We start from the raw sequence: 26,012 nt of genomic DNA, 5'->3' as shown, positions 1-26,012 counted from the left end.
ATTTATCGGTGCTTCTGCCTGTTCAAAAAATCCGTTTTTCTCCTTTCGGTAAGGAATCAACGTCACAACGCCGGGAGAGAAAAAAGGTCGTTCCAAATACATTGTAATGATTGACTGAAACCAAAAAAATATGCTATTATTATCCCATACAGGAATGTTTGTCCGACAGAAAGGGGTTTGACAGCCATGTCTGCACGGGATAAAATCGCATATCAGTATAGAAAAAGCTGTCTTTTTGCTCTTTTCGGTTTTTCAAAAAGGATGGAAAAACACGCCCTGCTTGCACAAGAAAGAATTTTGTGCAGGCTTGGGCGTGTTTTTTTCGTTTCACAGGCTTTTTCGGAAAGGGGAGAGAAGGTATGAAAGCCAAAAAGATTTCTGACATTGCCGGCGGCAATGCGCCTTTCACTGCTGACGGAACAGAAAACGGAGTCTCCGATTTGCAGGAAGCAAAATACATCACCGTCGTTTCCAACCGAAGAAAGATGGTGCTCCGAACCGGCGCGATCCTTTACGTCCTTGTGATAGGGAAGAATGCCGAGATACACGTTTCCGGAGGTAAGATATACGGGACAAGAATGACGCTCAGCGAGCTTGAAGGGAAGCTGGGCGAGGGGTTTATAAAGGTACACCGCGGGTGCCTCGTGTCCGCAATGGCGATCCATGATATCACCGATAAAATTAATCTCAGCAACGGTGAGTCTCTGGAATACACGAAACGAAAGAAGAACTGGATCATTGAACAGCTGCACACAAAGCAGAAGAGCATCATCAATAGCTTCGCCGGGGACGATGTTCCGCAAACGGAGAAGGAATACCGCAAGTATTACAGCAGTTTCGACAAACTGCCGTTCGCGTTCACGGATATCGAGATGATATTCAATGAGGAAAGCCACGCTGTGGACTGGATTTTCCGCTACGGCAATCCCGCGCTGGCAAAGCTTGAAAAGATACCGCTGGAGCGGCTTATCGGCAGCTCTTTCGGCAGTCTGTTTTCCAACATGGACTCCAAGTGGCTGCAGAGCTATGAGCGCGCGACGCTTTACGGCGAAATGCTGGAGATTATCGACTACAGCCCCGAGATAGATACCTATTTGAAAGTGATCTGTTTTCCGACTTTCAAAGGGCACTGCGGGTGCATTCTGTTCAATATCTCAGAGATAAAATTCACCAAAAACAGCAGCGATGCCGAAAAAGCCCTGATGTTCTATTTCGGAAACCTGCTGGAGAAGAACAGCTGAGCACTGCTTTTTTGTCGATTCACGCCGTTTTAACGTCGTTTTATGCCTCTTTTGTTGGCAAGATCTCCCTTTATCCTTTATAATATATTTGACACAAAAAGGATGAAAATGCCATAGCCAAAGGGGAAAATAGAAAGTCTGCTTTTGCAATGAAAGCAAACTTTGGCACATGCGGAATTTCTCATACACCGCGGGCATCCATCCGGAAAAAGAAAATAAATGTGATAGAACAGGGAGGTCAATATGAAAAAGTTTCTTATTCTTCTAATAACATCAGCTTTACTGCTTTCGTCCTGCGGCGTTCACGAGACCGGCACGGATTCTGACACTGCGTGGGAGCTGGTCAGCGAGGCATATACCTATGCCTTTCCGCTTGTCATCATGGACGCCACAAAAACTTCTTCCATAAACACTGAAACACCCGTCACCGGCCGCGCGCCGATCAATCAGCTCATCCATGCGAAGAAGCTGGCAGACGCACAGTCAAAGCTTGTTGTAACACCCAATGTGGACACCGTTTATACGCAGGCCTGGCTTGATCTGAGCGCCGAGCCTATGGTATATGTCATGCCCGAAGCCGACCGTTTCTTCAACGTGCAGGTTCTCGACGGCTGGACCAACACTGCCGCTGTGCTTGAGAAGGCAGGCACCTATGCTTTCACCGTTCCCGGATGGGAGGGGAAACTGCCGGACGGTGTTACCCGGGTGGAGGTCCCCACCTCTATGGTATGGCTCATCGCCCGTGTCGTGCTTTCCGGGCAGGAGGATTTTCCTAACGTGTATGTGATTCAGCGGAAGATGAATCTGATGCCGCTCTCAGCATATAGGCAGGGCGGCGATTACGTTGCTCCAAAGGGTGCTTATACGGCGGAGAACGATTTTGTTCCCGTGGAGAAAGTGCTTTCCATGGGCCCGAAGGAATTCTTTGACAAAGCCAATACGCTGATGCTGGCGAATCCTCCTGCCGCTGCTGACGCGGACGTGCTGAAAAGATTTTCCGCGATCAACATAGGCCCCGGGCTGGCTTTTGACACAAGTATTCTTCCCGGGGATATTGCCGCGCGCTGGACGGAGATGCTGCAGCAGCTGCGCGGAAAGCTGGTGGCCGGAGCTGCGAACTATTCGGTGAAGCTTGGACAATGGCAGTACTTTGACGCGCCTATCGGCGATTTTGGTACGGAATATACCTATCGTGCTCTGGTGGCTCTGGCGGGACTGGGCGCCAACACCGTGAATGTGGCAATCTATCCCAAAACCGGAACGGACAACACCGGTGCAGCGCTGACCGGCGAGAAAAAATATGTTCTGCATTTTGACACGATGCCGCCTATTCTGGAAGGGGGATTCTGGTCGGTGACCGCCTATGGCAGTGATGATTTTCTGATCGACAATCCCCTCAACCGCTATTGCGTGAATGACCGATCGGATTTCAGGTGTAACGGAGACGGCTCACTGGATATCATTCTGTCTAAGGAGCAGCCTGCGGATACCTCCAACTGGCTGCCGGTCTCCGGGGATGCATTTCATCTGTACATGCGGATATATACTCCGGACATGACTGCCCTTAAAAACTGGCAGCCGCCCGTTATAAAGGTCATGGAATGATTCAGAGAAAGGAGGTTCTCTCTATATGAAATACATTTTTTCTATCCTTCTTGCAGCGATGCTGCTTTTTTCCTGCACATCCTGCAACGGCACGCAGAACGGTGACCTGGGCTTGACGGCGGAGCCCAAGGGTGCCAGCCGATATACTGCGCAGAAGAACGCCGACGTCTATTCGCAGTTGGATTTTGATGACAATCAGGAGGCGGAGTTTGCTGTGCGCGGACGGCTTGATGCCCCGGAAGCATTGGAACTGACGGATGCGGACGGCGATGTGATCTGGAGTCAGAAAGCCTATTGTTTTCTGGAGGAATATGAGAAAGCGCCGGATACCGTAAACCCCAGCCTGTGGGAGAACACTAAGAACAACCACGCTTACGGTTTGTTTGAGGTATGCCGCGGCCTCTATCAGGTGCGCGGCTATGACATGGCTAATCTGACGGTGATCAAAGGGGATACCGGCTGGATCGTGTTCGATCCGCTGATGAGTGTAGAGTGCAGCCAGGCCGCCATGCAGCTGATAGAGAAAAATCTGGGAAGCTATCCCGTCAAGGCGGTGATCATTTCGCATCCTCATGTGGATCACTTTGGCGGTATTTTTGGCGTGATGCGTGCGGAGGAGAGAGCGGACGTCGGTCTGTCTCTCGCGGAGCAGCTCGCCGGCGGAAAAATTCCGATCATTGTTCCGGAGGGCTTTGCCGAGCATGCCATTGCGGAAAACGTCTATGCCGGAAAAGCCATGGGACGGCGATCCAATTATCAGTATGGTGTACTTCTGGAGCCGGGTGTAACCGGCAAGCTGGCACAGGGTATCGGTATGGGACAGTCCACCGGTACCGTGTCCTATCTCGCACCCACATATGAGGTGAAAGAGACCGGTGAGGTCATTACGATTGACGGAGTTGAAATGGAATTCCAAATGACTCCCGACACCGAGGCTCCGGCAGAAATGAATACCTGGTTCCCGCAATTCAAAGCGCTTTGGGTGGCGGAAAACTGCACCGGTACGCTGCACAATCTCTATACGCTCCGCGGCGCGCAGGTGCGTGACGGCGCTGCCTGGGCAGGCTATATCACAGAAGCCGTTACCCGATATGGCAAGAACGCAGAACTCACCTTTCAATCCCATAACTGGCCGCATTGGGGCAACCAGATCGTCAATGACTATCTGGTCAACACCGCCGCAGTGTATAAATTCATCAACGATCAGACGCTGACCTATATCAATCAGGGGTATACCTCCGACGAGATCTCCAACATGATCGAGCTGCCGGAGAAGCTGGCAAAGAACTGGTACACCCGCCAATATTACGGCACGGTGGCACACAATTCAAAAGCCGTGTATCAGAAGTATATGGGCTGGTACGATGCGAACCCGGTGAATCTCAATCCCCTCACGCCCACCGACAGAGCCAAAAAGTGGGTGGAATATCTGGGCGACGTGGATAAGGTTCTGCGCATGGCAAAGAAGGACTACGAGGCGGGGGAATATCAGTGGGTGGCAGAGGTTACCAACACCATTGTATTTGTCGATCCGGAGAATATCGATGCCCGTCTGCTGTGCGCCGACGCACTGGAGCAGCTGGGCTATCAGGCGGAGTCAGGCCCCTGGCGCAATGCCTATCTCACCGCCGCGCTGGAGCTGCGAAACGGAAACCGTGCCCAAAGCGTCAAGCAGGCGAAAAATACCGGCGCCATGGTGCTGGAAATGACTGCCTCCATGATGTTTGATTACATGGGGATCCTGCTGGATAAGCAGGCGCTGGCAGATTATGATTTCACAATGAACGTGAATCTGCCCGATGTGGGCGAACAGCACATACTGCGTATAAAAAACGGTGTGCTGCTGGTGTATGAAAACGCGCAGTCGGATGCGGCGGATGTGTCCATCACCTGTCCAAAGAATGCGCTGTTCTATCTGTTAACCAATAATCAGGAAAACATGGCAAAGGCCATGAAAGCGGAGGGCAAGGCAGAGCTTGTGACACTGCTGGCGGAGCATATGAATCAGGTTCCGGTCTCCGGGAAAAGCACCTTCCATATCATTGAACCCTGAGCGGAACAAGCTATTATACCAGACCCTATGTCATCTGCGCAGACGCCGAGGGAGATTATATCCAATACGGCGATCCGTTTTTTGTCGATTTGAGATAATTTTACCGCACAGGCGGTGCTGTTTCAAGCATAGTCATCGGTGCGGCGCATTATCCCTCTGTGCTTTCCGTGTAATCCGGCAGGGCGTGACAAAACTCCGTTCTGACGGAGAAAACTTTTCAAACAACCTAAAAAATCCGAGATTCCCAGTTTGGAGGAACCTCGGATTTTTTGTGTCAGCTGAGCTTTATGTGTCCGTTTTCTTTCTCTCCTGTGAAACGGGATAGATGGTCAGCTCACAGGCTGCTGCTTCGGTATCTTTCGGTTCAGTTCGCGAAAGAAGCGGATCATAAAGGGAAAACAGCTCACAAAAGTAAAGACATCGGCCAGAGGCTGGGTCAGCTGAACACCGTTCAGGCCGAACAGGGCGGGCATCACGAAAATCAGCGGCAGAAAGAAGATCCCCTGTCTCGCCGCGGACAGAAACGTGGCCTGCCAGGATTTTCCCACCGACTGCAGCACCATGTTGCTGGTGACAATCAGGGGCTGCAGCGGAAGCGCCAGGCACTGCACGCGGAAAGCGTATATGCCGATGCGCATGACTTCCGGATCCTCCTTCTGGAACAATCCGATGGCCCAGGGAGCCGCAAAATATCCGGCGGCGGCCAACACGGTGAACACAAGAATCCCCACTTTTAATGCAAACCAATAGGCCTGTTTGACGCGGTCAAACCGTTTCGCGCCGTAATTATATCCTGCCACCGGCTGAAATCCCTGGCCGAAACCAATCATAAAGGAAAGCATAAACAGAAAGATTCTGCCGATGATAGACATGGCGGCTACCGCCGCGTCCCCGTATACGGCCGCATTGACGTTGAGAGCAACGGTGGAGGCGCTGGCCAGTCCCTGCCGGCAGAAGGAGGGCATGCCGGTTTTCAGGATAGTCAGATAGGTTTTGAGATGACGGGATATGTTTTTGTAATGCAGCTGAATAATGGTCTTTTTGCTTAAAAAGCAGAACAGGAGGATACAGAAGCTGATGCATTGGCTTAGCAGAGTGGCGACAGCGGCTCCCGCAATGCCCATGTTCAAAAGAAAAATAAATATGGGGTCCAGGATGATGTTGAAAACGCCCCCCAAGGTTAGGCCAACCATGGAGAGCACCGCCTTGCCCTCCGCCCGCAAAAGATTGTTGAGCACAAAGGAGGCGCACATCACCGGGGCGCCCATCAGAATAAAGCGGGCATAATCCCTGGCAAAAGGCAGGATGGTTTCAGTGGCGCCCAGCAGTTCCATCAGTCCGTCAATAAATAACAGACCGAAGACGGTCAGGAGCAGTCCGAACGCAATCGCGGTGAAGAATGCGGTGGAACCGGCCTCGTTTGCCTTCTGATTTTCCTGCTGTCCCAGCAGGCGGGAACTGAAACTGCCGGAACCCATCCCCAGAGTGAAGCCGATCGCCTGAATGATTGCCATCAGGGAGAACACGATGCCCACAGCGCCGGTGGCGCTGGTGCCCAGCTTGGATACAAAAAAGGTATCCGCCATATTGTAAATGGCAGTGGTCAGCATGCTGATGATGGTCGGAACCGCCAGTGTGGTAATCAGTCTTGGGATAGGAGATTGGGTCATTTTGATAAATTGCTGCTGGCTTTGTTCCATTGTCATTTCATTTCCTTTCCGGTCAGATTGTGATACATTCTGCAGAGATAAGATTCAAAGCTTCTCCGCTCTTCTTCCGAGAAGTTTTCCAGGGCTTTTCTCTCCACTTGGGAGCAGGCGAGGGAGATCTCCTTCTGAAGCCGGCTTCCTTTTGGAGTGATAGAAATTTCTACCGCCCGTTTGTTTCCGGGAACCGTGCCGCGGGTGATTAGGTGATTCTCCTCCATATTGTTTAAGAGCTTGGATACTGTGGCGGGTTCAATGTCGCAGGCTTCCGCCAGATCTTTTTGCAGGCATTCACCCCGCATGGTCAGGATATTCAGAATTTTCGGCTGGCCCGGGGACAGCCCCAAACCGGCCATTCGCGGGCGGATGGTATTGCGCTGGGCGCTGAAGGCCTTTAATATCATCAGATGAAAAGGTGTGTTCAAGATACTCCCTCCTATTTATTAGAAAGCTAACTGTTAGTAAGCTAATTATAACAAGATAACAATACTTTTGCAAGGAAAAAGTTACCATGAAAATATTCCGGCCTTGCAGGTCAAAGGATGTTACGTTCTGTACTTACAGAAGAGGGGAATATGTTCAGCAAGATTATCCTAAAGTTTTTCCGCTTTGTCCAATTTCTTTTTCCACTGTGAACATTCTGTGAACTGGGTTGACAAAGGAAAGGAAAAAGCATAAAATAGTAACAAATATTACGGTAACAATTGTTGCTATTTTGCAGGGAGGAATGTTTCATGTCACAGCGCGGACTGTTGGAGGATATGATTTTTATCCAGTATCTCATTAAAAAGCTATATAAGGAGTTTGAAATCCAAGGGTTGGGAAAAAAGCTGAACACCACTCAGCTGTGGGTTTTGGCCATCATGTCACAGCATGATAAGATGACCATGAGTGAGATTTGCAAGCTGGTGGTTCTGGAGAAGGGTTCCTTTAAAACGACCATCGATCTGCTGTCGGATTACGGCTACATCCAGAGCGAAAAGGCGGCGGACGACAAACGGAAAATCTATTTAAGCCTGACAACGGATGGCGCGCAGGTGGCACAGAAGGTGAATAACTGTCTGGAGGATTACCTGCACCGGCGTTTCAACGGGCTGGATGATTTTACAAGGCAGAATATTCTGAATGCGATCCATGTTTTGGCCGAGTATGCGAAGGAATTGATTTGACGGGGAGGGGATTTACACCATGTTTCACAATATCGGAAGAATTTTTATGGAAGATCTACGGAAGATTGCAAAAAACTGGGTAGCCATCGTCATTGTGGCCGGTTTGGCTATTTTGCCTTCCCTGTACGCTTGGATCAACATTTATGCCTCCTGGGATCCATATGGGAGCACCGGCGGCGTCAAGGTGGCGGTGGTCAATCTGGATGAGGGCTCCTCCATCGCGGGCAATGCCATGAACATCGGTGCTGAGGTTTCAGACTCCTTGCGGGAGAATGACAAACTGGGTTGGACGTTCTATGACACGATAGAAGAGGGAATTCAAGTGGTGGACAGTGGAAAAGCTTATGCTGCGATTATTATCCCTAAGGATTTCTCACAGAAAATGGCTACGGTGCTGGATGAAACGCCTCAGAAACCAACTTTGGAATATTATGTGAACGAGAAGATCAATGCTATTGCGCCGAAAATGACCGACTCTGGCGCCTCCACCATTCAAAAGCAAATCACCGGCTCCTTTGTGAGTACAGTGACCGAGAAGGTTTTTGAGGTACTCAATCAGCTGGGCATCACGCTGGATGATGAGTATCCGAAAATAGAGAAATACAAAAATTTGATTTATATCTTAAACGACGCGGTTCCCAATATCGATGGAAAACTGGACGGTATGCTCGCCGCGGCAAAAGATGGCTTGGTGAAAATCGATGGAGCAGACGAAAATGTAGTTTACATCAGAGATACCCTCACCGACTTGATTGATTTTACCGATCACTTTTCACGTGATCTCAACTTATTCCGCGATAAAGTGGAGGAGGTCTCGCCCGAAGTGAAGGAGGATCTTCTGATGATGCAGAGCCTTTCAAAGGATATTGCCGCTTTGCTGGATGAAATTCAAAGAGATATCGCAGACAATAAGCCAGGAAATCTGGAATCCCTGCAAAGCGCCATCGACGATATGGACAGGGTGGAAAAGGATCTTCTGGATATGGCGGACAAAGTGGGACAGATCAGCGGCGACGGGAAGGAGAAACTGCTGGATATAAATGTGCGGCTGAAGGAAATCATTGCGGATATGAAGAGCTCCCTGCGAAGCGCCCAGGCGGATTTGCTGGACACACGTGTCCTTGCGAGCACACTGCACCAGATTGCTGGTTTGAACGATCAGCTGGCAGACTTGCTCAAGCAGGCTTCCGGGGCAGTGAATGAAGCATTCCGATCCATTGAAAAAAAGATAGATCGCTTGGAAAAGACAATCGAAAAAATAGAAGAATTTTTGGGAGCCGGTTCACAGGAAAAACGGGCAGCCGCCGTGGAGGCGGTATCCGAGGCTCAGAACACGCTGGAGGGCGATCTCCGTTTCAGCTTGGCGAACAGCATTCTTGGGGATATGGAACGGCAACTGAAAAACAATGCGCCGGAAGAAACGCTCAGAAATTCCTTGATTTCCCTGAAAACACAGCTGGAACTGCTCCGCAGCAAGATCTCCGCCCTGCACGGCGATGTGGGAAACCGCCTCTATGACATGGAGGTTCTTGCGGGAAAACTCTCACAGGTATGTGACAATATGGGAAGCTCTATCACAGGAACCCGCCGAAGCCTTACCGTGAAAATCGATAAAGCTTTAAAGGATCTGGAACAGATGAATAAAGATTTAAACAAAGTACAGGAAAAACTGGAAGAATCGGATCCCGCAAAACTGTCCTCCAAACTGGCGAATATGGCTCCGCGGGCCGCGGATTTCAAGGAAAAGCTGGAACAGCTGAAAAACGTGGTTGAGGATGATGGCCAGTTAAACCGGACGCTGGAGGATACACAGAGGGTTTTCATACAGCTGGATAACACGCTGGGAAGAGTGATTGTCAATACGGACGAAACCCTGATTCCAAAGCTCTTGAGCTACGTGCGCAGCACCTCATTGTTTGTCTCGGATGTCAATGGGCTTCTCTCCCGGTCAGAGGAGGATGTCGATGCCGCAAGGGAGGTTTTGAACAGTCTGAACAGCAAAGGTCAGCTGACGGTGGAGGAAATTCAGCGGCTGAAAGACAGCCTGCCCAATCTGAGCAGTCTTTTGAATCAGGTGACGGGCAAAATACGTGAAATTGATGCCAATCTGGATCTGAAAAGTCTCATCAGCCTGATGAGCAGGGATGGAAATGAGGAAGGGGATTTCGTTTCTTCCCCGGTACTGCTGAATACCCACAAACTCTATCCCATGGAAAACTACGGCGCAGGGCTCACTCCCTTTTATACCACTCTCTGTCTGTGGGTGGGGGCTTTGCTGCTGAGCGCCCTGCTTACCACAAAGGCGAAGAATATCGATTTTATTCCCACCGCAGTGGAAGAATTTCTTGGCAAATATCTGATCTATGGATCGCTTGCCGTCCTGCAGGGAGCAATCGCCTCTCTGGGAGACATTTTTGTCTTGGGGGTAAAACCAATGCATCCCATTTTGCTGGTGGTTCTGGCGGTCTATTACAGCTTGATTTTTTCCATGATTGTCTATACGCTGGCCTCCCTGTTCGGCAATGTGGGCAAAGCGATCGCGGTTGTGTTTCTGGTTCTGCAGCTGGCGGGGGCAGGGGGAACTTTCCCCATCCAGGTGACGCCTCCCTTTTTCCAGACCATTCACAAATTTCTGCCCTTTACCTATGCCATCGGAGGTATGCGGGAAGCCATCGCGGGGATCTATTATCCGGCACTGCTCAAAGATATTTTTCTTCTTATGTGGTATTTTGTGTTCTTTATGGCATTGGGATTATGCCTCAAAAAATGGGTTTCGCCCAGCCTTGCAAGGTTTGCCAAAAAGCTGGGGCAGTCCGGCGTTATCGAGCATTAGGAAAGCTAGGGTCAATGGAACTGCGCCGTAGTAGCCATAAAAGAGGATTGATTTCTAACGGTATTTTAATTATTCCAAAAAGCGCTTCACACCAAGTAAAGCGCTTTTTTATCATCCTTTCCTTTTTTGATATAAATTTCATACAGAGCAAACGGAAAGGATACCCTATCCAAAAAAACTCAAAAAAATTAATGAATTCTATTGACACCCCTTGATTTTCATGCTACAATAATGCAATACGTTTAAATGGGATAGTTTTGCCCTTTTTTAGGTTGTTAAAAGGCAAAACGCTTCAAAATCAAGTAAAATTCATATTTTTGTGTTTATAAAGAGATAGGTTTATGAATACAAAAGAAAGATTTTTAAAAATGCGTCGAGCATTTTTTTACAACGAGTCCCTATTAATTTTAATGAGGTGATATTTGTGGTGCATCCAGTTACTTACGGCCGAACGGAAAGAATGAACTTTTCCCGCATCGATGAGGTTGTGGCTCCGCCGAATCTGATCGCAGTGCAGAAAAATTCCTATGACTGGTTTATCGAGGATGGCTTGCAGGAAGTCTTTGAAAACATCTCCCCGATTGTCGATCATATGGATAAGTACGTTCTGGAATTTGTGGGCTACCGGTTTGATGAGGAACCGAAATACACGGTCGCGGAGGCAAAGGAAAGGGAGACGACCTATGCCGTCCCGCTGCGCGTAAAGGTGCGGCTTATCAACAAGGAAACCGGCGAGGCGAAGGAACAGGAGATCTTCATGGGCGATTTCCCGCTGATGACCGATTCCGGTACCTTTGTGATCAACGGCGCGGAGCGCGTCATTGTTTCCCAGCTGGTCCGCTCCCCCGGTATCTATTTCGGAATGGAGCGCGATAAGTCCGGTAAAGAGCTCTACAGTTCCACCATGATCCCGAACCGGGGCGCATGGCTGGAATTTGAGATGGATTCCAACGATACCTTCTATATCCGTATTGACCGGACCAGAAAGCTGCCGGCAACCGTATTTTTAAGAGCGCTGGGTTTCTCAACCAATGAACAGATTACAAGCCTGTTCGGAGAGGAGAGCCTGCTCACCTCCACATTTGAAAAAGACAGCACCACAAATTATGAGGAAGGCTTGCTTGAGGTTTACAAACGGCTCCGTCCTGGTGAGCCGCCGTCTGTGGAGAGCGCTCAGACGCTTCTGCACAATCTGTTTTTCGATAACAGAAGGTATGATCTGGCAAGGGTTGGAAGATACAAATACAATAAGAAATGCCTGTTTGTCAACCGCATTGTGGGAAGGACAGCGGCGGAGAATATTGTGTGCCCCTTCACCGGTGAAATGTTCGCGGCGGAAGGCGATACCATCACCAAAGAGATCGCATTGGAGCTGGACCGCAGCGCGGTAAATATGGTAAAAATCCGTCTGGATGACGGAAAAGAATTGGTTGTCCTCTCCAACGACATGTGCGACCTTTCCTACTTTATCGATTTTGATTACAATCATAAAACCATCAACGAACGGGTGAAATACTCGGTTCTGAAAGAGATACTCGAGCAGTATACAGAGGAAGATGAGATTAAGGAGGCGCTTTACGCGCGCAAAGAGGAACTGATCCCCAAATCCATCACCATTGATGATATTGTCTCCACCGTGAACTACCATGTTACCATCATGTACGGCGTGGGCAATGTGGATGATATTGACCATCTGGGCAATCGGAGAATCCGCAGTGTGGGCGAACTTCTGCAAAACCAGGTAAGAGTGGGACTGGCCAGGATGGAACGGGTCATCCGCGAGCGGATGACCATTCAGCAGGATATGGACATCGTATCCCCGCAGAACCTGATCAACATCCGTCCGGTTGTAGCGTCCATCAAGGAATTCTTCGGAAATTCCCAGTTGTCCCAGTTCATGGATCAAACCAATCCGCTGGCGGAGCTGACCCACAAGAGAAGGCTATCCGCATTGGGGCCGGGCGGTCTTTCCAGAGAACGCGCCGGATTCGAAGTGCGTGACGTGCATCATAGCCATTATGGACGTATGTGCCCGATTGAGACGCCGGAAGGTCCGAACATCGGTCTGATTGGTTCTCTCTCCACCTATGCAAAGGTCAACCAGTACGGATTTATTGAATCGCCGTACCGCCGTGTGCTCAAGCCGGAAGGCATTGTGACGGATGAGGTCATTTATATGACGGCGGACGTGGAGGATGAGTTCATCATCGCACAGGCAAATGAGCCGCTGAACGAGGATGGTACCTTCCAGAATGAGATCGTAACCGCCAGATGGATGTATGAGTTCCTGGAGATTGAATCCTCCAAAATAGATTATATGGACGTGTCGCCGAAGCAGGTGGTTTCCGTTGCAACCGCGATGATTCCCTTCCTGGAAAACGACGACGCGAACCGTGCGCTGATGGGATGTAACATGCAGCGTCAGGCTGTGCCGCTGCTGGTGCCGGAATCACCGATTGTGGCAACCGGTATGGAATACGGCGCGGCGCTGGACTCCGGCGTCTGTGTCGTCACCAAGGACGAGGGCGTTGTGGAGAAAGTAAGCGGCGACTCCATCGTCATCAAATCGGACGACGGTGTGAAGCATAAGTACGATATGATCAAATACAAGCGCTCCAACCAGAGTACCTGTATCAACCAGCGTCCCATTGTCACCAAAGGGGATCGGGTAAAAGCCGGCGAGATTATCGCGGACGGCCCTTCCACCAGTCAGGGGGAAGTCGCGCTGGGAAGAAATATTCTGATCGGCTTCATGACCTGGGAAGGTTACAACTACGAGGACGCTATCTTAATCAATGAAAGACTGGTGCGGAATGATGTGTTCACATCAATCCACATTGAAAAATATGAAATCGAAGCCCGCGACACCAAATTAGGGCCGGAAGAAATCACGAGAGATATTCCAAATGTGGGGGAAGACGCTCTGAAGGATCTGGACGACCGCGGCATTATCCGCATCGGTGCGGAAGTTCGGTCGGGAGATATCCTGGTCGGTAAGGTTTCCCCGAAAGGCGAAACCGAAATCACCTCCGAGGAGCGTTTGCTTCGCGCAATCTTCGGTGAGAAATCCCGTGAAGTCCGCGACACTTCCCTGAAAGTGCCTCATGGTGAATCCGGTATCATTGTGGACGTCAAGGTGTTTACCCGTGAAAACGGCGACGAGATGTCCCCCGGCGTCAACATGATTGTCCGCGTCAGCATCGCGCAGAAGAGAAAGATTTCGGTCGGCGATAAGATGGCGGGACGTCACGGAAACAAGGGTGTTATTTCCCGAATCCTGCCGGAGGAGGATATGCCTTATCTGCCCGACGGCACCACCCTGGATATCGTGCTGAATCCCTTGGGCGTTCCTTCCCGTATGAATATCGGGCAGGTGCTGGAAGTCCATCTGGGCTATGCGGCCAGAAAGCTGGGCTGGAAGATTGCCACTCCTGTCTTTGACGGCGCACAGGAGGAGGATATTTTGGAAACCCTCCAGAAAGCCGGAATGGATGAAGACGGGAAAACCGTCCTCTATGACGGAAGAACCGGCGAACCGTTTGATAACCGCGTTACCGTCGGTATCATGTATATGCTGAAACTCCATCATCTGGTCGATGATAAAATACATGCCCGTTCCACCGGGCCATACTCTCTGGTAACGCAGCAGCCTTTGGGTGGTAAAGCCCAGTTTGGCGGCCAGAGGTTCGGGGAAATGGAAGTATGGGCACTGGAAGCGTACGGTGCGGCTTACACCCTGCAGGAAATCCTGACGGTGAAATCCGACGATATCGTGGGACGTGTCAAAACCTACGAGGCAATCGTCAAGGGCGAAAATGTACCCCGTCCGGGCATTCCGGAATCCTTCAAGGTTCTGATAAAAGAGCTGCAAAGTCTTGGCTTGGATATGAAAGTGTTCGGTGAAAACGATGAGGAAATCAATCTCGGAGATACCTCCGATGACGATATCGCACCAATTCCGAGCGCGATCAAGGACGAGGATGAACTGATCGGCTATGCGGAAAGCGACAGTGCGATTGAGGAAGCGGACGAGGAGGAAGACGAGGACGATGCAATCGAACTGGATGACATCGAGCTTGTTTTTGATCCGGAAACGGAAGCGGATCCAGTGCTGGACGAAGAGGATGAAGAGGATATCGATATCGATACCATCCTGTCGGAAGATTTACCGGACGAGGAATAACAGATTCCCGCCTGTTTGGAAGGAGTATCATACATGATAGAATTCAATAGCTTTGAATCAATCAAAATCGGCCTTGCATCTCCGGAGAAAATCAGGGAATGGTCCTACGGGGAAGTCAAAAAGCCGGAAACCATAAATTACAGAACCCAGAAACCCGAAAAGGATGGTCTGTTCTGCGAAAAAATATTCGGGCCTCAGAGAGACTGGGAATGCCATTGCGGTAAATATAAAAGAATCCGCTATAAAGGGGTTGTCTGTGATCGATGCGGGGTCGAGGTAACCCGCTCCAAGGTCAGAAGGGAACGGATGGGTCACATTGAGCTGGCAACTCCCGTTTCCCATATCTGGTACTTCAAGGGCGTGCCCAGCCGGATGGGTCTGCTTCTGGACCTGACGCCCAGAGTGCTGGAAAAAGTATTGTATTTTGCCGCGTACATTGTTACGGATCCGGGCAAAACATCTCTGATGGAAAAGCAGATCCTGACCGAGAAGGAATACCGGGAAGCAAAAGAAAAATACGGCGATAAGTTCCAGGCTTCCATGGGAGCTTCCGCCATCAAGGAATTGCTGCAGAAAATTGATCTGGACGCGCTTTCCGCTCAGCTGAAAGAGGAGATGGAAACCGCTACCGGACAGAAAAAAATCAAACTGATCAAAACGCTGGAGGCGGTGGAAGCGTTCCGCCTCTCCGGCAATAAACCGGAATGGATGATCATGGATGTCGTCCCTGTCATTCCCCCGGATCTTCGCCCGATGGTGCAGCTGGACGGCGGCAGGTTCGCGGCCAGCGATCTGAACGACTTATACCGGAGGGTAATCAACCGGAACAACCGTCTGAAAAAACTGTTGGAGCTCCACGCACCCGACATCATTGTCCGCAATGAGAAGAGAATGCTGCAGGAAGCGGTAGACGCCCTCATCGACAACGGAAGAAGGGGGAAACCGGTTACCGGCCCCGGCAACCGGCCGCTGAAATCTTTGTCCGACCTGCTCAAAGGAAAACAGGGGCGTTTCCGGCAGAACCTGCTGGGAAAACGTGTGGACTACTCCGGCCGTTCGGTTATCGTTGTCGGCCCGTCCCTGAAAATTTACCAGTGCGGTCTGCCTAAGGAGATGGCGCTGGAACTGTTCAAACCTTTTGTGATGAAAAAGCTGGTGGAAACCGGCAAAGCGCATAACATCAAATCCGCCAAGAGGATGGTAGAACGCGTCCGCGATGAGGTCTGGGATATTCTGGAGGATGTCATCAAGGAACATCCGGTTCTGCTGAACCGTGCGCCTACTCTGCATCGATTGGGGATTCAGGCCTTTGAACCGGTGCTGGTGGAAGGCCGCGCTCTGAAGCTACATCCTCTGGTTTGTACCGCTTACAATGCCGACTTCGACGGTGACCAGATGGCGGTGCATGTACCTCTGTCCGCGGAGGCGCAGGCGGAAGCAAGGTTCCTGATGCTGTCCGCGAACAACCTGTTGAAACCGCAGGATGGAAAACCGGTTGTTGTGCCCACACAGGATATGATTCTAGGAAGCTATTATCTGACCAATCTGAATGAGGAAGAGCCAGGTGCAGGAAAGGTATTCTCCGACTTTGATGAAGCCATTCTGGCTTATCAGAACAAAGCGGTCGGCCTGCATGCCCCCATCAAGGTGCGGACCTCCAAAACGATTGACGGCAAGGAGATAACGGGTATTATCGACGCGACGGTCGGGCGGATTATATTCAATGAAAATATCCCGCAGGATCTGGGCTTTGTAGACCGTTCGAAACCGGAGAACCAGCTGGTGCTGGAGATCGCTTTCCTGGTAGACAAGAAAGCGCTTGGAAAAATCATTGACAAATGTATCAAAATCCACGGCGGGACAAAAACCGCTGAGGTTCTGGATAAAATCAAAGAGATGGGCTTTAAGTATTCTACTTTGGGTGCGGTAACCATCTCCACCTCCGACATGGTGGTGCCGAAAGAGAAAAAAGGCATGATCGAGGAAGCGGAAAAAGAGATCGCCAAAATCACAAGAAGCTTCAAGCGCGGTCTGATATCCGATGAAGAGCGCTATGAGCTGGTCATCAAACAGTGGGAAAAAACCATCGATCAGGTTACCAATGCATTGATGGACAGCTTGGATCGCTTCAATCCAATCTTCATGATGGCGGATTCCGGAGCCCGTGGTAGCGTCAACCAGATTCGTCAGCTGGCCGGTATGCGCGGTCTGATGGCGAACACAACCGGTAAAGCCATCGAAATCCCGATCCGCGCGAACTTCCGGGAAGGTCTGAACATCCTGGAATACTTTATCTCTACCCGTGGTGCGAGAAAAGGTCTGGCGGATACCGCGCTGCGTACCGCTGACTCCGGTTATCTAACCAGAAGGCTGGTTGACGTCAGCCAGGATATCATTATCCGGGAAGAGGACTGCGGCTCTCAGGAAGGGCTTATCGTCATGGATATCGATGAGAACAAGAGCGTTTTGGAATCCTTTGAAGAACGGATCATGGGACGGTATCCCGTCCACGATGTGCTCCATCCGGAAACCGGCGAACTTCTGGCGAGAGGCGGTGAAATCATCACCGAAAAAGAGGTCAGCGCCATCAGCAAGGCGGGTATCAAGTCGCTTGAAATCCGCTCCGTATTGAACTGTAAGTGCAAACATGGTGTCTGCGCAAAATGTTACGGCGCGAACCTTGCAAACGGCAAAAAAGTGGATATCGGCGAGTCGGTCGGCGTCATCGCGGCGCAGTCTATCGGCGAACCGGGTACCCAGCTGACCATGAGAACCTTCCACACCGGCGGTGTCGCCGGTGACGATATCACCCAGGGTCTTCCCAGGGTTGAGGAGCTGTTTGAGGCAAGAAAACCGAAACGGCTTGCCATTATGGCGGAGATCGGCGGTAAGGTCACCCTTTCCGAAACCAAAAAGAAAAGGGAAGTTATCGTCACCAACGACAACGGCGAAGCGGAAACCTATCAGATTCCTTACGGCTTCGGCATCAAGGTAAACGAAGGGGATATTATCGAGCCGGGCGACGAGCTGACCGGCGGTTCCCTGTACCCGCATGACATCCTCCGCATCAAAGGCCCGCAGGCGGTTTGGAACTATCTGATCAAAGAGGTTCAGAAGGTTTATCGGATGCAGGGTGTTGACATCAACGACAAGCATATTGAAGTTATCGTGCGGCAGATGATGCGTAAGATTAAGATAGAGGATTCCGGAGACACCAACATGCTGACCGGTACGCTGGTGGATTCCATCGAGTTTGACGAACAGAACCGGATGATGGAAGCTAAGGGACTGCGCCCGGCAGAAGGAAACGTGGTGCTTCTGGGTATCACCAAGGCTTCTCTGGCAACCGATTCCTTCCTCTCCGCGGCTTCCTTCCAGGAAACCACAAGAGTTCTGACCGAAGCGGCCATCAAAGGAAAACGCGATCCGCTCATCGGCCTGAAGGAAAATGTCATCATCGGCAAGCTGATTCCGGCCGGAACCGGTATGATGAAATATCGGAGCATTGATGTTCAGCCGAAAAGTGATATGATCGAGTAGGCAGTAAATCCTTGACAATATAGAGCAGTAGGTGTATGGCAGGGCGCGTCAATGCGCCCTGTCCACGCCTTACATTATGGGAAATGTATGTGTGTACAAGTGTAATTTTACGCAAAAAGCTTGACACAACAGGCATTTGGTGGTAGAATATTGCAGATAGTTTAAATTCCTAAAATGATACAGCGTATCTTCCTTTCAAACAAATATGGAGGAATAAGCAGAATGCTGGAAGATTTAAAAACACAGGCAAATAGAGTGGTCGGCGTGAAGCAGAGCACCAAGGCTGTGGAGTCCGGGCAGGCAAGAAAAGCCTATGTTGCGGATGAAGCGTCTCCTTCCGTCACCGAACCCTTTTTGAAATTGTGTGAAAGACAGGGAGTTCCCTGTGAACATGTGGACACTTTAAAAAATCTTGGAAAAGCCTGCGGCATCAGTGTCGGTGCGTCCGTCGCTGTGTTGCTTTGCGATTGATTTAAAGGAAACTTTAAATATATATTCTAAATAACAGGGGGTGAATACAAAGAATGCCAACCTTTAACCAGTTAGTCAAAAACGGCAGAAAGACACACAAAAAGAAATCGACTGCTCCGGCTCTGCAGAAAGGCTTTAACACACTGAAAAAAGCACCGACGGATCAGAGCTCTCCGCAGAAGAGAGGGGTTTGCACATCCGTTAAGACCACGACACCGAAAAAGCCAAACTCTGCTCTGCGTAAAATTGCCAGGGTAAAACTGACCAACGGAATCGAAGTTTCTTCTTACATTCCGGGGATCGGCCATAACCTGCAGGAGCATAGCGTCGTCTTAATCAGAGGCGGCAGGGTCAAGGACCTTCCTGGTGTACGTTACCACATCATCCGGGGTACATTGGATACCTCCGGCGTTGCAAACCGGAACCAGGCCAGATCCAAATACGGCGCGAAACGGCCGAAAGCTGCGAAATAGTACAAACGTACAAAAAAATTTCGCAAATTATAGGTATCATGTCTTTGTGCGAGTTTATTATATAGATTTTTGCGCATACTATAGTCAGCTGTTTCCTTAAAATGGCTGCTTTGGTTGCGTTTCCATATGAAACAAGCACTGACAGTGATGAATCATTGAGTACCTGTGATAAACATTTATCGCGAAAGGGGGAAGTAAAGTGCCAAGAAGAGGTAATATTGCAAAACGTGACGTTTTACCTGATCCGCTTTACAATGAAAAGATCGTTACAAAACTGATCAATAACATCATGCTGGACGGCAAGAAGGGTATTGCTCAGAAAATTGTATATGATGCATTTGATATTGTAAAAGAAAAATCAGGCAAAGACGCTATGGAAGTTTTTACAGATGCTATGAATAATATCATGCCTCAGTTAGAAGTAAAAGCAAGACGTGTCGGCGGTGCAACCTATCAGGTTCCGATCGAAGTGCGTCCTGACAGAAAGCAGACTCTGGGCTTAAGATGGCTGACCACTTATTCCAGAGCCAGAGGCGAAAGAACCATGCGCGAAAGACTGGCTGGCGAGATTCTCGATGCAGCAAATGGAACAGGCGGCTCTGTAAAAAAACGGGAAGATATGCATAAGATGGCGGAAGCGAACAAAGCTTTTGCCCATTACAGATGGTAAGTCGCTTGATTTGCTGAGAGGAGGATTTTTGTGCCAAGAGCATTTTCTCTTGAAAAGACCAGAAATATTGGTATCATGGCGCATATTGACGCAGGGAAAACCACCACGACCGAGAGAATTCTGTACTACACCGGCCGGGTTCACAAGATCGGTGAAACCCATGAAGGTGCAGCTACTATGGACTGGATGGAACAGGAGCAGGAAAGAGGTATCACCATTACCTCCGCTGCTACCACTGCGCAGTGGAAAGGTCATCGTATCAATATCATAGATACACCTGGGCACGTTGACTTCACGGTTGAAGTGGAACGTTCCCTGCGTGTTCTGGACGGCTCTGTTACGGTATTCTGTGCAAAAGGCGGCGTTGAGCCCCAGTCTGAAACCGTATGGAGACAGGCAGACACTTACGGGGTTCCCCGTATGGCGTATGTCAATAAAATGGACATCATGGGCGCTGACTTCTACAACGTTGTCAATATGATGAAAGACCGTCTGAACTGTAATGCAGTTCCGATTCAGCTGCCGATCGGTGCAGAAGACACCTTTGTCGGCTTGGTTGACTTGGTGGAGATGAAACAGTATATCTACTGTGACGATCTGGGCGTTGACATCAAGGTAGAAGAGATTCAGGACGACATGAAAGAAATCTCGGAAAAGTACAGAAATGAGCTTTTGGAGCACGTTGCTGAGCTGGACGAAGATTTGATGATGAAATATCTGGAAGGCGAAGAGCTGACCATTGATGAAATCAAAAAAGCAATCCGTATGGGAACGATTCAGAACAAATTTGTTCCGGTTCTCTGCGGAACTTCTTATCGTAACAAAGGTGTACAGAAGATGCTGGACGCGGTTGTCGACTACATGCCTTCTCCCATCGACATTCCGGCGATCAAGGGTGTAAACCCGGATACCGGGGAAGAGGATGCAAGACATGCCAGCGACGACGAACCATTTTCTGCACTGGCCTTTAAGATCGCTACCGATCCTTATGTCGGTAAGCTCTGTTTCTTCCGTGTCTATTCCGGTACGCTGAAAGCAGGTTCCGGCGTTCTGAACTCTACCAAGGGCAACAAGGAAAGAATCGGAAGAATCCTGATGATGCACGCAAACCACAGGGAGGATATCGAACAGGTGTATGCCGGCGATATCGCTGCTGCGGTTGGTTTGAAAAATACGACAACCGGTGATACACTCTGTGTAGACAGCCATCCGATTATTCTGGAATCCATGGAATTCCCGGATCCGGTTATTCGTGTCGCGATCGAACCGAAAACAAAAGCAGGTCAGGAAAAGATGGGCATCGCTTTGGCGAAGCTGGCGGAAGAAGATCCGACCTTTAAGACTTATACAGACGAAGAAACCGGACAAACCATCATTGCCGGTATGGGTGAGCTCCATCTGGAAATCATCGTAGACCGTCTGCTCCGCGAGTTTAAAGTGGAAGCAAATGTTGGTAAACCGCAGGTTTCCTACAAAGAAACCATCACAAAACCGGTTAAAATCGAACACAAATATGCAAGACAGTCCGGCGGACGTGGTCAGTACGGTCATGTATTCCTGGAACTGGAACCCAGACAACCGGGAGAGGGATACGAATTCGTCAACAAAATTGTCGGCGGCGTTATCCCGAAAGAATACATTCCTGCTGTTGACGCCGGTGTTCAGGGTGCGATGCAGACCGGTGTGCTTGCCGGTTATAATGTCGTGGACGTTAGAGTTACCCTGTACGATGGTTCTTACCATGATGTCGACTCCTCTGAAATGGCGTTTAAGATTGCCGGTTCTATGGCTTTCAAGGAAGGCTGCAGAAAAGGCGCTCCCGTTCTTCTGGAGCCAATCATGAAAGTGGTTGTCACTGTTCCGGAAGAATATATGGGCGACGTTATCGGCGACATCAATTCCCGCCGCGGACAGATGCAGGGAATGGAATCCATCGCCGGTGCACAGAGAATCAACGCGTTTATCCCGCTTTCTGAAATGTTCGGTTACGCGACCGACCTCCGTTCCAGAACGCAGGGCCGCGGACAGTATTCCATGGAACCGAGCCACTATGAGGAAGTTCCGAAATCGGTTGCAGAAAAAATCATTGCTGCAAGAACCAAGAAAGAAGACTAATAAATTTTGTCTTTTTGCTTGAAATATCCGTAAAAGAAAGCTATAATAAATATGTATTATTTATTTAAAACAAGGGAGGAAATTTAAAATGGCAAAAGCTAAATTTGAAAGAAATAAGCCTCACGTTAACATTGGTACAATCGGCCATGTTGACCATGGTAAAACTTCTTTGACCGCTGCAATTACCAAAGTCCTGGCTATGGACGGGAAAGCACAGTACGAAGCATATGACATGATCGACAAAGCTCCGGAAGAAAGAGAAAGAGGTATCACCATCTCTACTGCTCACGTTGAGTATGAGACAGACAAACGTCACTACGCTCACGTTGACTGCCCAGGACATGCTGACTATGTTAAAAACATGATCACCGGTGCTGCACAGATGGACGGAGCAATTCTGGTTGTTTCTGCTGCTGACGGCCCGATGCCTCAGACAAGAGAACATATCCTCCTGTCCAGACAGGTTGGTGTTCCTTATATCGTTGTATTCATGAACAAAGCTGACCAGGTTGACGATCCGGAATTGCTGGAACTCGTTGAAATGGAAATCAGAGAACTGTTGAATGAATATGATTTCCCGGGAGACGATACTCCGATTATCGTTGGTTCCGCTCTGGTTGCTCTAGAATCTACTTCCACCGACCCGAACGCTCCGGAATACGAATGCATCCACAAATTGATGGACGCTGTTGACGAATATATCCCGACTCCTGAAAGAAAAGCAGACCTGCCTTTCCTGATGCCTGTTGAGGACGTATTCTCCATCACCGGTCGTGGTACAGTTGCTACCGGTAGAGTAGAAAGAGGCGTTCTGAAAATGTCCGACGAAGTTGAAATCGTTGGTCTGGTAGAAGAATCCAGAAAAGTTGTTGTTACCGGTATCGAAATGTTCCGGAAACTTCTGGACTATGCAGAAGCAGGCGACAACATCGGCGTACTGCTGAGAGGCGTTCAGAGAGATGAAATCGAAAGAGGTCAGGTTTTAGCAAAACCCGGCACCATTCATCCTCACAAAAAATTCAACGCAGAAGTTTACGTTCTGACCAAAGAAGAGGGTGGACGTCACACTCCTTTCATGAACCAGTACAGACCTCAGTTCTATTTCAGAACAACTGACGTTACCGGCATCATCACTCTGCCGGAAGGCACTGAAATGTGCATGCCTGGCGATAACGTTACCATGTCTGTTGAACTGATCAGCCACATCGCTATCGAAGAGGGTCTGCGTTTCGCTATCCGTGAAGGCGGAAGAACCGTAGGTTCCGGCGTTGTTTCTTCTATCATCGAATAATTATTTTCTTCAAATGGCTTACCCATACGGTTTTCGTGTGGGTAGGTCATTTTTTAATTTCTTCTAAAAATAGCATTTAACTAATATTTTTCAAAAGATTCATTCAATTTGTTAGCTACTATGCTATTATTTCTTTCAAGAGTTGTATCTAAATTCAATGTGATCCAAATATCTTTATGACCAAGTAAATATTGGGAAGTTTTCACATCGATTCCCCTATAATATATTGTGGTATTTTCATTGCAATCCTGATAAAATAGGGTATGGAAATCAGAACTAGGAAATTCGCTTTGAAAAATTGCTGTATGACAAGGAAAGGTAGATGTCGGTAACCAAGACAGAAGGCAGTTTTCTGTTCCTAGCTCTAAGCAACAATGGAAAGATTGACAATATTATGAAATGAGAGTATAATGTGGTTGGAAATATAGGGTAACCAGACCACGAAGACCATCACGGCCATGGGCGAAGCAACAGGCAACCAGTCGGTCACCATCGGGGAGGGGCCCAACGGAATCCAGCTGTTTGAACACGCTCCGCTGAACCGGATGACGAAATCTACCGTCAACAATGTGACAACAACTTACACATACGATGCCAATGGTTTGCGCCAGAGCAAAACCACCAACGGCTTGACCACCAGCCATATCTATGACGGACAGAATATTGTCATGGATGACAAGGACGGCGAAAAGCAGGTCTTCCACAGAGGGATTTCCCTGATTTCCAGAACCGTGAACGGAGGAAGCAAAGAATATTATTCCTTCAATACGCATGGAGATACCACCGTCCTGGTCAACGCAACGGCACTGTCCTGAAAGATTATACCTACCATGCATTCGGGAACCAGAAACAGAAACAGGCAGAAGACAATAATCCGTTCCGTTACTGAGGAGAATATTTCGACAATGAAATCGGATTCATCTACCTCAGAGCGAGGTATTATGACAGTTCTATCGGGAGGTTCACGTCGGAGGAGCCGGAAAAGAATGGGCTGAATTGGTTTGTTTATTGTGCGAATAATCCAATTAATTTAGTGGATCCAAGTGGTTTGAAAATTGAAATTTCTGAGTCTAATAAGAGGAAACGTGAAGCATATTTGAAGTTCTTGCGGAATCAAATTATAAAAATGACCGGATATAGTGGTTATGAAATAGAAGGCAATAACATAGTTTGGAAAGAAGACGGTGAAATAAATGGTGGTTCAGCGTTAGCTAGAGCTGTAATGAAAGAAATTGTGACTAATGACAAGACTATTTATATAATGGTATTGGTCGACACAAATTCAACGTGGCTAAAATCAAATTATAACAATGGTACATTAACATTAGGAGAAATTGCTGATACTGAAGATACTACTACCACATTGTTCCATGAATTTTTACACGCATTTACTGAAATGACAGGGATAGATGATCGATTAATTATAAATATTGAAAGTGGAGTTGGAACAGAAGATGCGGGAGCTATTGATATGGCTGTAAGAAGAAAACTTAAAGAAGCTACTGCCATTATTATGGAGGAGTATGTTAGAATCAAAATGGGATATAAGCCTAAAGACAAAAGTATTGGATATATAGGTGTTAATGACTTAGGTCAATTTCCATTTCAACTTCCTACGTCAGATAAAGAATGCTTCACTTACACAAATACAGACAAAGAAAAACGTACAATTATTTTAAAGGAAAAGTACATGCCGCTGTTCTTAGAGCCTATGGCCCGGATATAGTTAGACATATCCTTGAAAATTATACGCAATAAATGGAGGTCGTGATGAAAAAAAATATTATATGTTTATTTATTATATTTATATTAACAATACATATAGGTTTTGCTTCACAAAATAATTTATCACCAATAAACGAGAATCATGCTTTTAATGTCTTAATAAATTGTAAATTGATTGACGAACTTATTGAAGAAAGCAAAGAAAATTATGTATCTAGAAGAAATGCTTTGTATTTAATTAGTGCTATTCAAATAAATGGTATAATGGAGATTGACAGTGAATCTTATTTTAAACAAGAAAAAATCGAATTCATAGATGTAGATTTAGGTACAAACGATAGTAAATTAGTTGCTACTACACATATGAACGGTATATTAAAAGGAAGATGTGATACAAATGGGAATTTGGTAGCTGATTTAGATTCATACATAACCTATAAAGAAAGTATTACTATTTTATTAAGAATGTTTGAAATGGGAAATCTGTTTTTATCTTCAAAGGGGGATGACTGGTTCTCGTCTTTTGATGGATGGGGATTAATTCCATCAATAAGTAATGAATTCCAATTAAAACACGAGCAAGAAAACCAATATATTGAAACAGGAGATTTTCTTTATTTAGTATATGATATTTTACACACACCGTTTCAATCCTATCAATATGGTGGGGTTTTAACAAAACGGTATATTGATCAGTATGTGGGTGAAATTATAGAAGAAAATCCATATGGAAAATTTCCGAATTACAAAAATTAAAATATGCACATATTAAAGGGACGGTTCTATTGATAGCATCTAGTGGATGTTAGATTAGATCATGTTTTGGAGTTGATTTCAAGTGATAAGCATTTCGGAGATAATTATAATGGCACATAAAAATATGTAGCAACGATGAAGTAAATTCAGACAGAGATAACTCCAATTCATACGAGAAAGA

17 protein-coding genes and 1 pseudogene are annotated in these 26,012 nt (G+C 48.1%); 16 read left to right on the top strand and 2 right to left on the bottom strand.

Features of this window, described 5'->3' with window-relative positions:
* The first annotated feature begins 359 nt into the window (after nucleotides 1-359).
* From KQI32_RS00825 to KQI32_RS00815, 3 genes are all read left to right on the top strand, one after another.
* On the top strand, nucleotides 360-1,241 hold the full coding sequence (locus tag KQI32_RS00825) for a LytTR family transcriptional regulator DNA-binding domain-containing protein (protein ID WP_253290955.1): 882 nt from the start codon (nucleotides 360-362) through the stop codon (nucleotides 1,239-1,241).
* 243 nt (nucleotides 1,242-1,484) lie between these two features.
* The gene (locus tag KQI32_RS00820; protein WP_216423554.1) at nucleotides 1,485-2,846 is read left to right on the top strand and encodes a DUF1254 domain-containing protein; all 1,362 of its coding nucleotides are present in this window, start codon (nucleotides 1,485-1,487) and stop codon (nucleotides 2,844-2,846) included.
* A gap of 25 nt (nucleotides 2,847-2,871) precedes the next feature.
* Complete coding sequence (locus tag KQI32_RS00815; protein WP_216423553.1) at nucleotides 2,872-4,899, top strand: alkyl/aryl-sulfatase; 2,028 nt, start codon at nucleotides 2,872-2,874, stop codon at nucleotides 4,897-4,899.
* A 329-nt stretch (nucleotides 4,900-5,228) separates the two neighbouring features.
* On the opposite strand, the gene KQI32_RS00810 is transcribed toward KQI32_RS00815, so the two are convergent.
* On the bottom strand, nucleotides 5,229-6,605 hold the full coding sequence (locus KQI32_RS00810) for an MATE family efflux transporter (protein ID WP_216423552.1): 1,377 nt from the start codon (nucleotides 6,603-6,605) through the stop codon (nucleotides 5,229-5,231).
* Nucleotides 6,602-7,030, bottom strand: a complete 429-nt coding sequence (locus KQI32_RS00805; protein ID WP_216423551.1) for a MarR family winged helix-turn-helix transcriptional regulator — start codon at nucleotides 7,028-7,030, stop codon at nucleotides 6,602-6,604. Before KQI32_RS00805 ends, KQI32_RS00810 begins: the two co-directional genes overlap by 4 nt.
* Nucleotides 7,031-7,339: 309 nt before the next feature.
* Between KQI32_RS00805 and KQI32_RS00800 the strand changes: the two genes are divergently transcribed.
* From KQI32_RS00800 to KQI32_RS00745, 13 genes and pseudogenes are all read left to right on the top strand, one after another.
* Entirely contained in the window at nucleotides 7,340-7,774 is a 435-nt protein-coding gene (locus KQI32_RS00800; protein WP_177691900.1) for a MarR family winged helix-turn-helix transcriptional regulator, read from the top strand.
* 46 nt (nucleotides 7,775-7,820) lie between these two features.
* A complete protein-coding gene (locus KQI32_RS00795; RefSeq protein WP_216423550.1) occupies nucleotides 7,821-10,607 on the top strand; it encodes a YhgE/Pip domain-containing protein in 2,787 nt (928 codons plus the stop codon).
* Nucleotides 10,608-11,031: 424 nt separating this feature from the next.
* The gene (gene rpoB, locus KQI32_RS00790) at nucleotides 11,032-14,790 is read left to right on the top strand and encodes a DNA-directed RNA polymerase subunit beta (protein WP_216423549.1); all 3,759 of its coding nucleotides are present in this window, start codon (nucleotides 11,032-11,034) and stop codon (nucleotides 14,788-14,790) included.
* 33 nt (nucleotides 14,791-14,823) lie between these two features.
* Nucleotides 14,824-18,330 (top strand): DNA-directed RNA polymerase subunit beta', encoded by a 3,507-nt coding sequence (gene rpoC, locus KQI32_RS00785; RefSeq protein WP_216423548.1) that lies wholly within the window; start codon nucleotides 14,824-14,826, stop codon nucleotides 18,328-18,330.
* Nucleotides 18,331-18,552: 222 nt separating this feature from the next.
* Nucleotides 18,553-18,801, top strand: a complete 249-nt coding sequence (locus KQI32_RS00780; protein WP_177691354.1) for a ribosomal L7Ae/L30e/S12e/Gadd45 family protein — start codon at nucleotides 18,553-18,555, stop codon at nucleotides 18,799-18,801.
* A gap of 53 nt (nucleotides 18,802-18,854) precedes the next feature.
* Nucleotides 18,855-19,274 (top strand): 30S ribosomal protein S12, encoded by a 420-nt coding sequence (rpsL, locus tag KQI32_RS00775; protein WP_177691353.1) that lies wholly within the window; start codon nucleotides 18,855-18,857, stop codon nucleotides 19,272-19,274.
* Between the two features lie 199 nt (nucleotides 19,275-19,473).
* Nucleotides 19,474-19,944 (top strand): 30S ribosomal protein S7, encoded by a 471-nt coding sequence (rpsG, locus tag KQI32_RS00770; protein WP_177691352.1) that lies wholly within the window; start codon nucleotides 19,474-19,476, stop codon nucleotides 19,942-19,944.
* Between the two features lie 30 nt (nucleotides 19,945-19,974).
* Nucleotides 19,975-22,059, top strand: a complete 2,085-nt coding sequence (fusA, locus tag KQI32_RS00765) for an elongation factor G (RefSeq protein ID WP_216423547.1) — start codon at nucleotides 19,975-19,977, stop codon at nucleotides 22,057-22,059.
* An 88-nt stretch (nucleotides 22,060-22,147) separates the two neighbouring features.
* Entirely contained in the window at nucleotides 22,148-23,350 is a 1,203-nt protein-coding gene (gene tuf / locus KQI32_RS00760) for an elongation factor Tu (RefSeq protein WP_216423546.1), read from the top strand.
* Between the two features lie 458 nt (nucleotides 23,351-23,808).
* Nucleotides 23,809-24,165, top strand: a complete 357-nt coding sequence (locus KQI32_RS00755) for a hypothetical protein (protein WP_216423545.1) — start codon at nucleotides 23,809-23,811, stop codon at nucleotides 24,163-24,165.
* An 86-nt stretch (nucleotides 24,166-24,251) separates the two neighbouring features.
* Nucleotides 24,252-24,389: pseudogene (locus KQI32_RS13605) on the top strand (RHS repeat-associated core domain-containing protein); the annotation flags it as partial.
* A gap of 9 nt (nucleotides 24,390-24,398) precedes the next feature.
* Nucleotides 24,399-25,076, top strand: coding sequence for a hypothetical protein (locus tag KQI32_RS00750; protein ID WP_253290953.1), 678 nt, complete (start codon nucleotides 24,399-24,401; stop codon nucleotides 25,074-25,076).
* Between the two features lie 44 nt (nucleotides 25,077-25,120).
* A complete protein-coding gene (locus KQI32_RS00745) occupies nucleotides 25,121-25,831 on the top strand; it encodes a hypothetical protein (protein ID WP_216423544.1) in 711 nt (236 codons plus the stop codon).
* Nucleotides 25,832-26,012 lie beyond the last annotated feature (181 nt).

It is taken from the genome of Acetivibrio sp. MSJd-27 (assembly GCF_018918095.1).
GTDB lineage: Bacteria > Bacillota > Clostridia > UMGS1840 > HGM11507 > HGM11507.
The sequence above is the reverse complement of the archived record's forward strand: the minus strand, read 5'-3'. Positions and strand labels throughout refer to the sequence as shown.

Bases quoted from the DNA above. Each gene is read 5' to 3' on its own strand.
- KQI32_RS00825 (WP_253290955.1), top strand. From the start codon at position 360: ATGAAAGCCAAAAAGATTTCTGACATTGCCGGCGGCAATGCGCCTTTC.
- KQI32_RS00820 (WP_216423554.1), top strand. From the start codon at position 1,485: ATGAAAAAGTTTCTTATTCTTCTAATAACATCAGCTTTACTGCTTTCG.
- KQI32_RS00815 (WP_216423553.1), top strand. From the start codon at position 2,872: ATGAAATACATTTTTTCTATCCTTCTTGCAGCGATGCTGCTTTTTTCC.
- KQI32_RS00810 (WP_216423552.1), bottom strand. From the start codon at position 6,605: ATGACAATGGAACAAAGCCAGCAGCAATTTATCAAAATGACCCAATCT.
- KQI32_RS00800 (WP_177691900.1), top strand. From the start codon at position 7,340: ATGTCACAGCGCGGACTGTTGGAGGATATGATTTTTATCCAGTATCTC.
- KQI32_RS00795 (WP_216423550.1), top strand. From the start codon at position 7,821: ATGGAAGATCTACGGAAGATTGCAAAAAACTGGGTAGCCATCGTCATT.
- rpoC (WP_216423548.1), top strand. From the start codon at position 14,824: ATGATAGAATTCAATAGCTTTGAATCAATCAAAATCGGCCTTGCATCT.
- KQI32_RS00780 (WP_177691354.1), top strand. From the start codon at position 18,553: ATGCTGGAAGATTTAAAAACACAGGCAAATAGAGTGGTCGGCGTGAAG.
- rpsL (WP_177691353.1), top strand. From the start codon at position 18,855: ATGCCAACCTTTAACCAGTTAGTCAAAAACGGCAGAAAGACACACAAA.
- tuf (WP_216423546.1), top strand. From the start codon at position 22,148: ATGGCAAAAGCTAAATTTGAAAGAAATAAGCCTCACGTTAACATTGGT.
- KQI32_RS00755 (WP_216423545.1), top strand. From the start codon at position 23,809: ATGGGCGAAGCAACAGGCAACCAGTCGGTCACCATCGGGGAGGGGCCC.
- KQI32_RS00745 (WP_216423544.1), top strand. From the start codon at position 25,121: ATGAAAAAAAATATTATATGTTTATTTATTATATTTATATTAACAATA.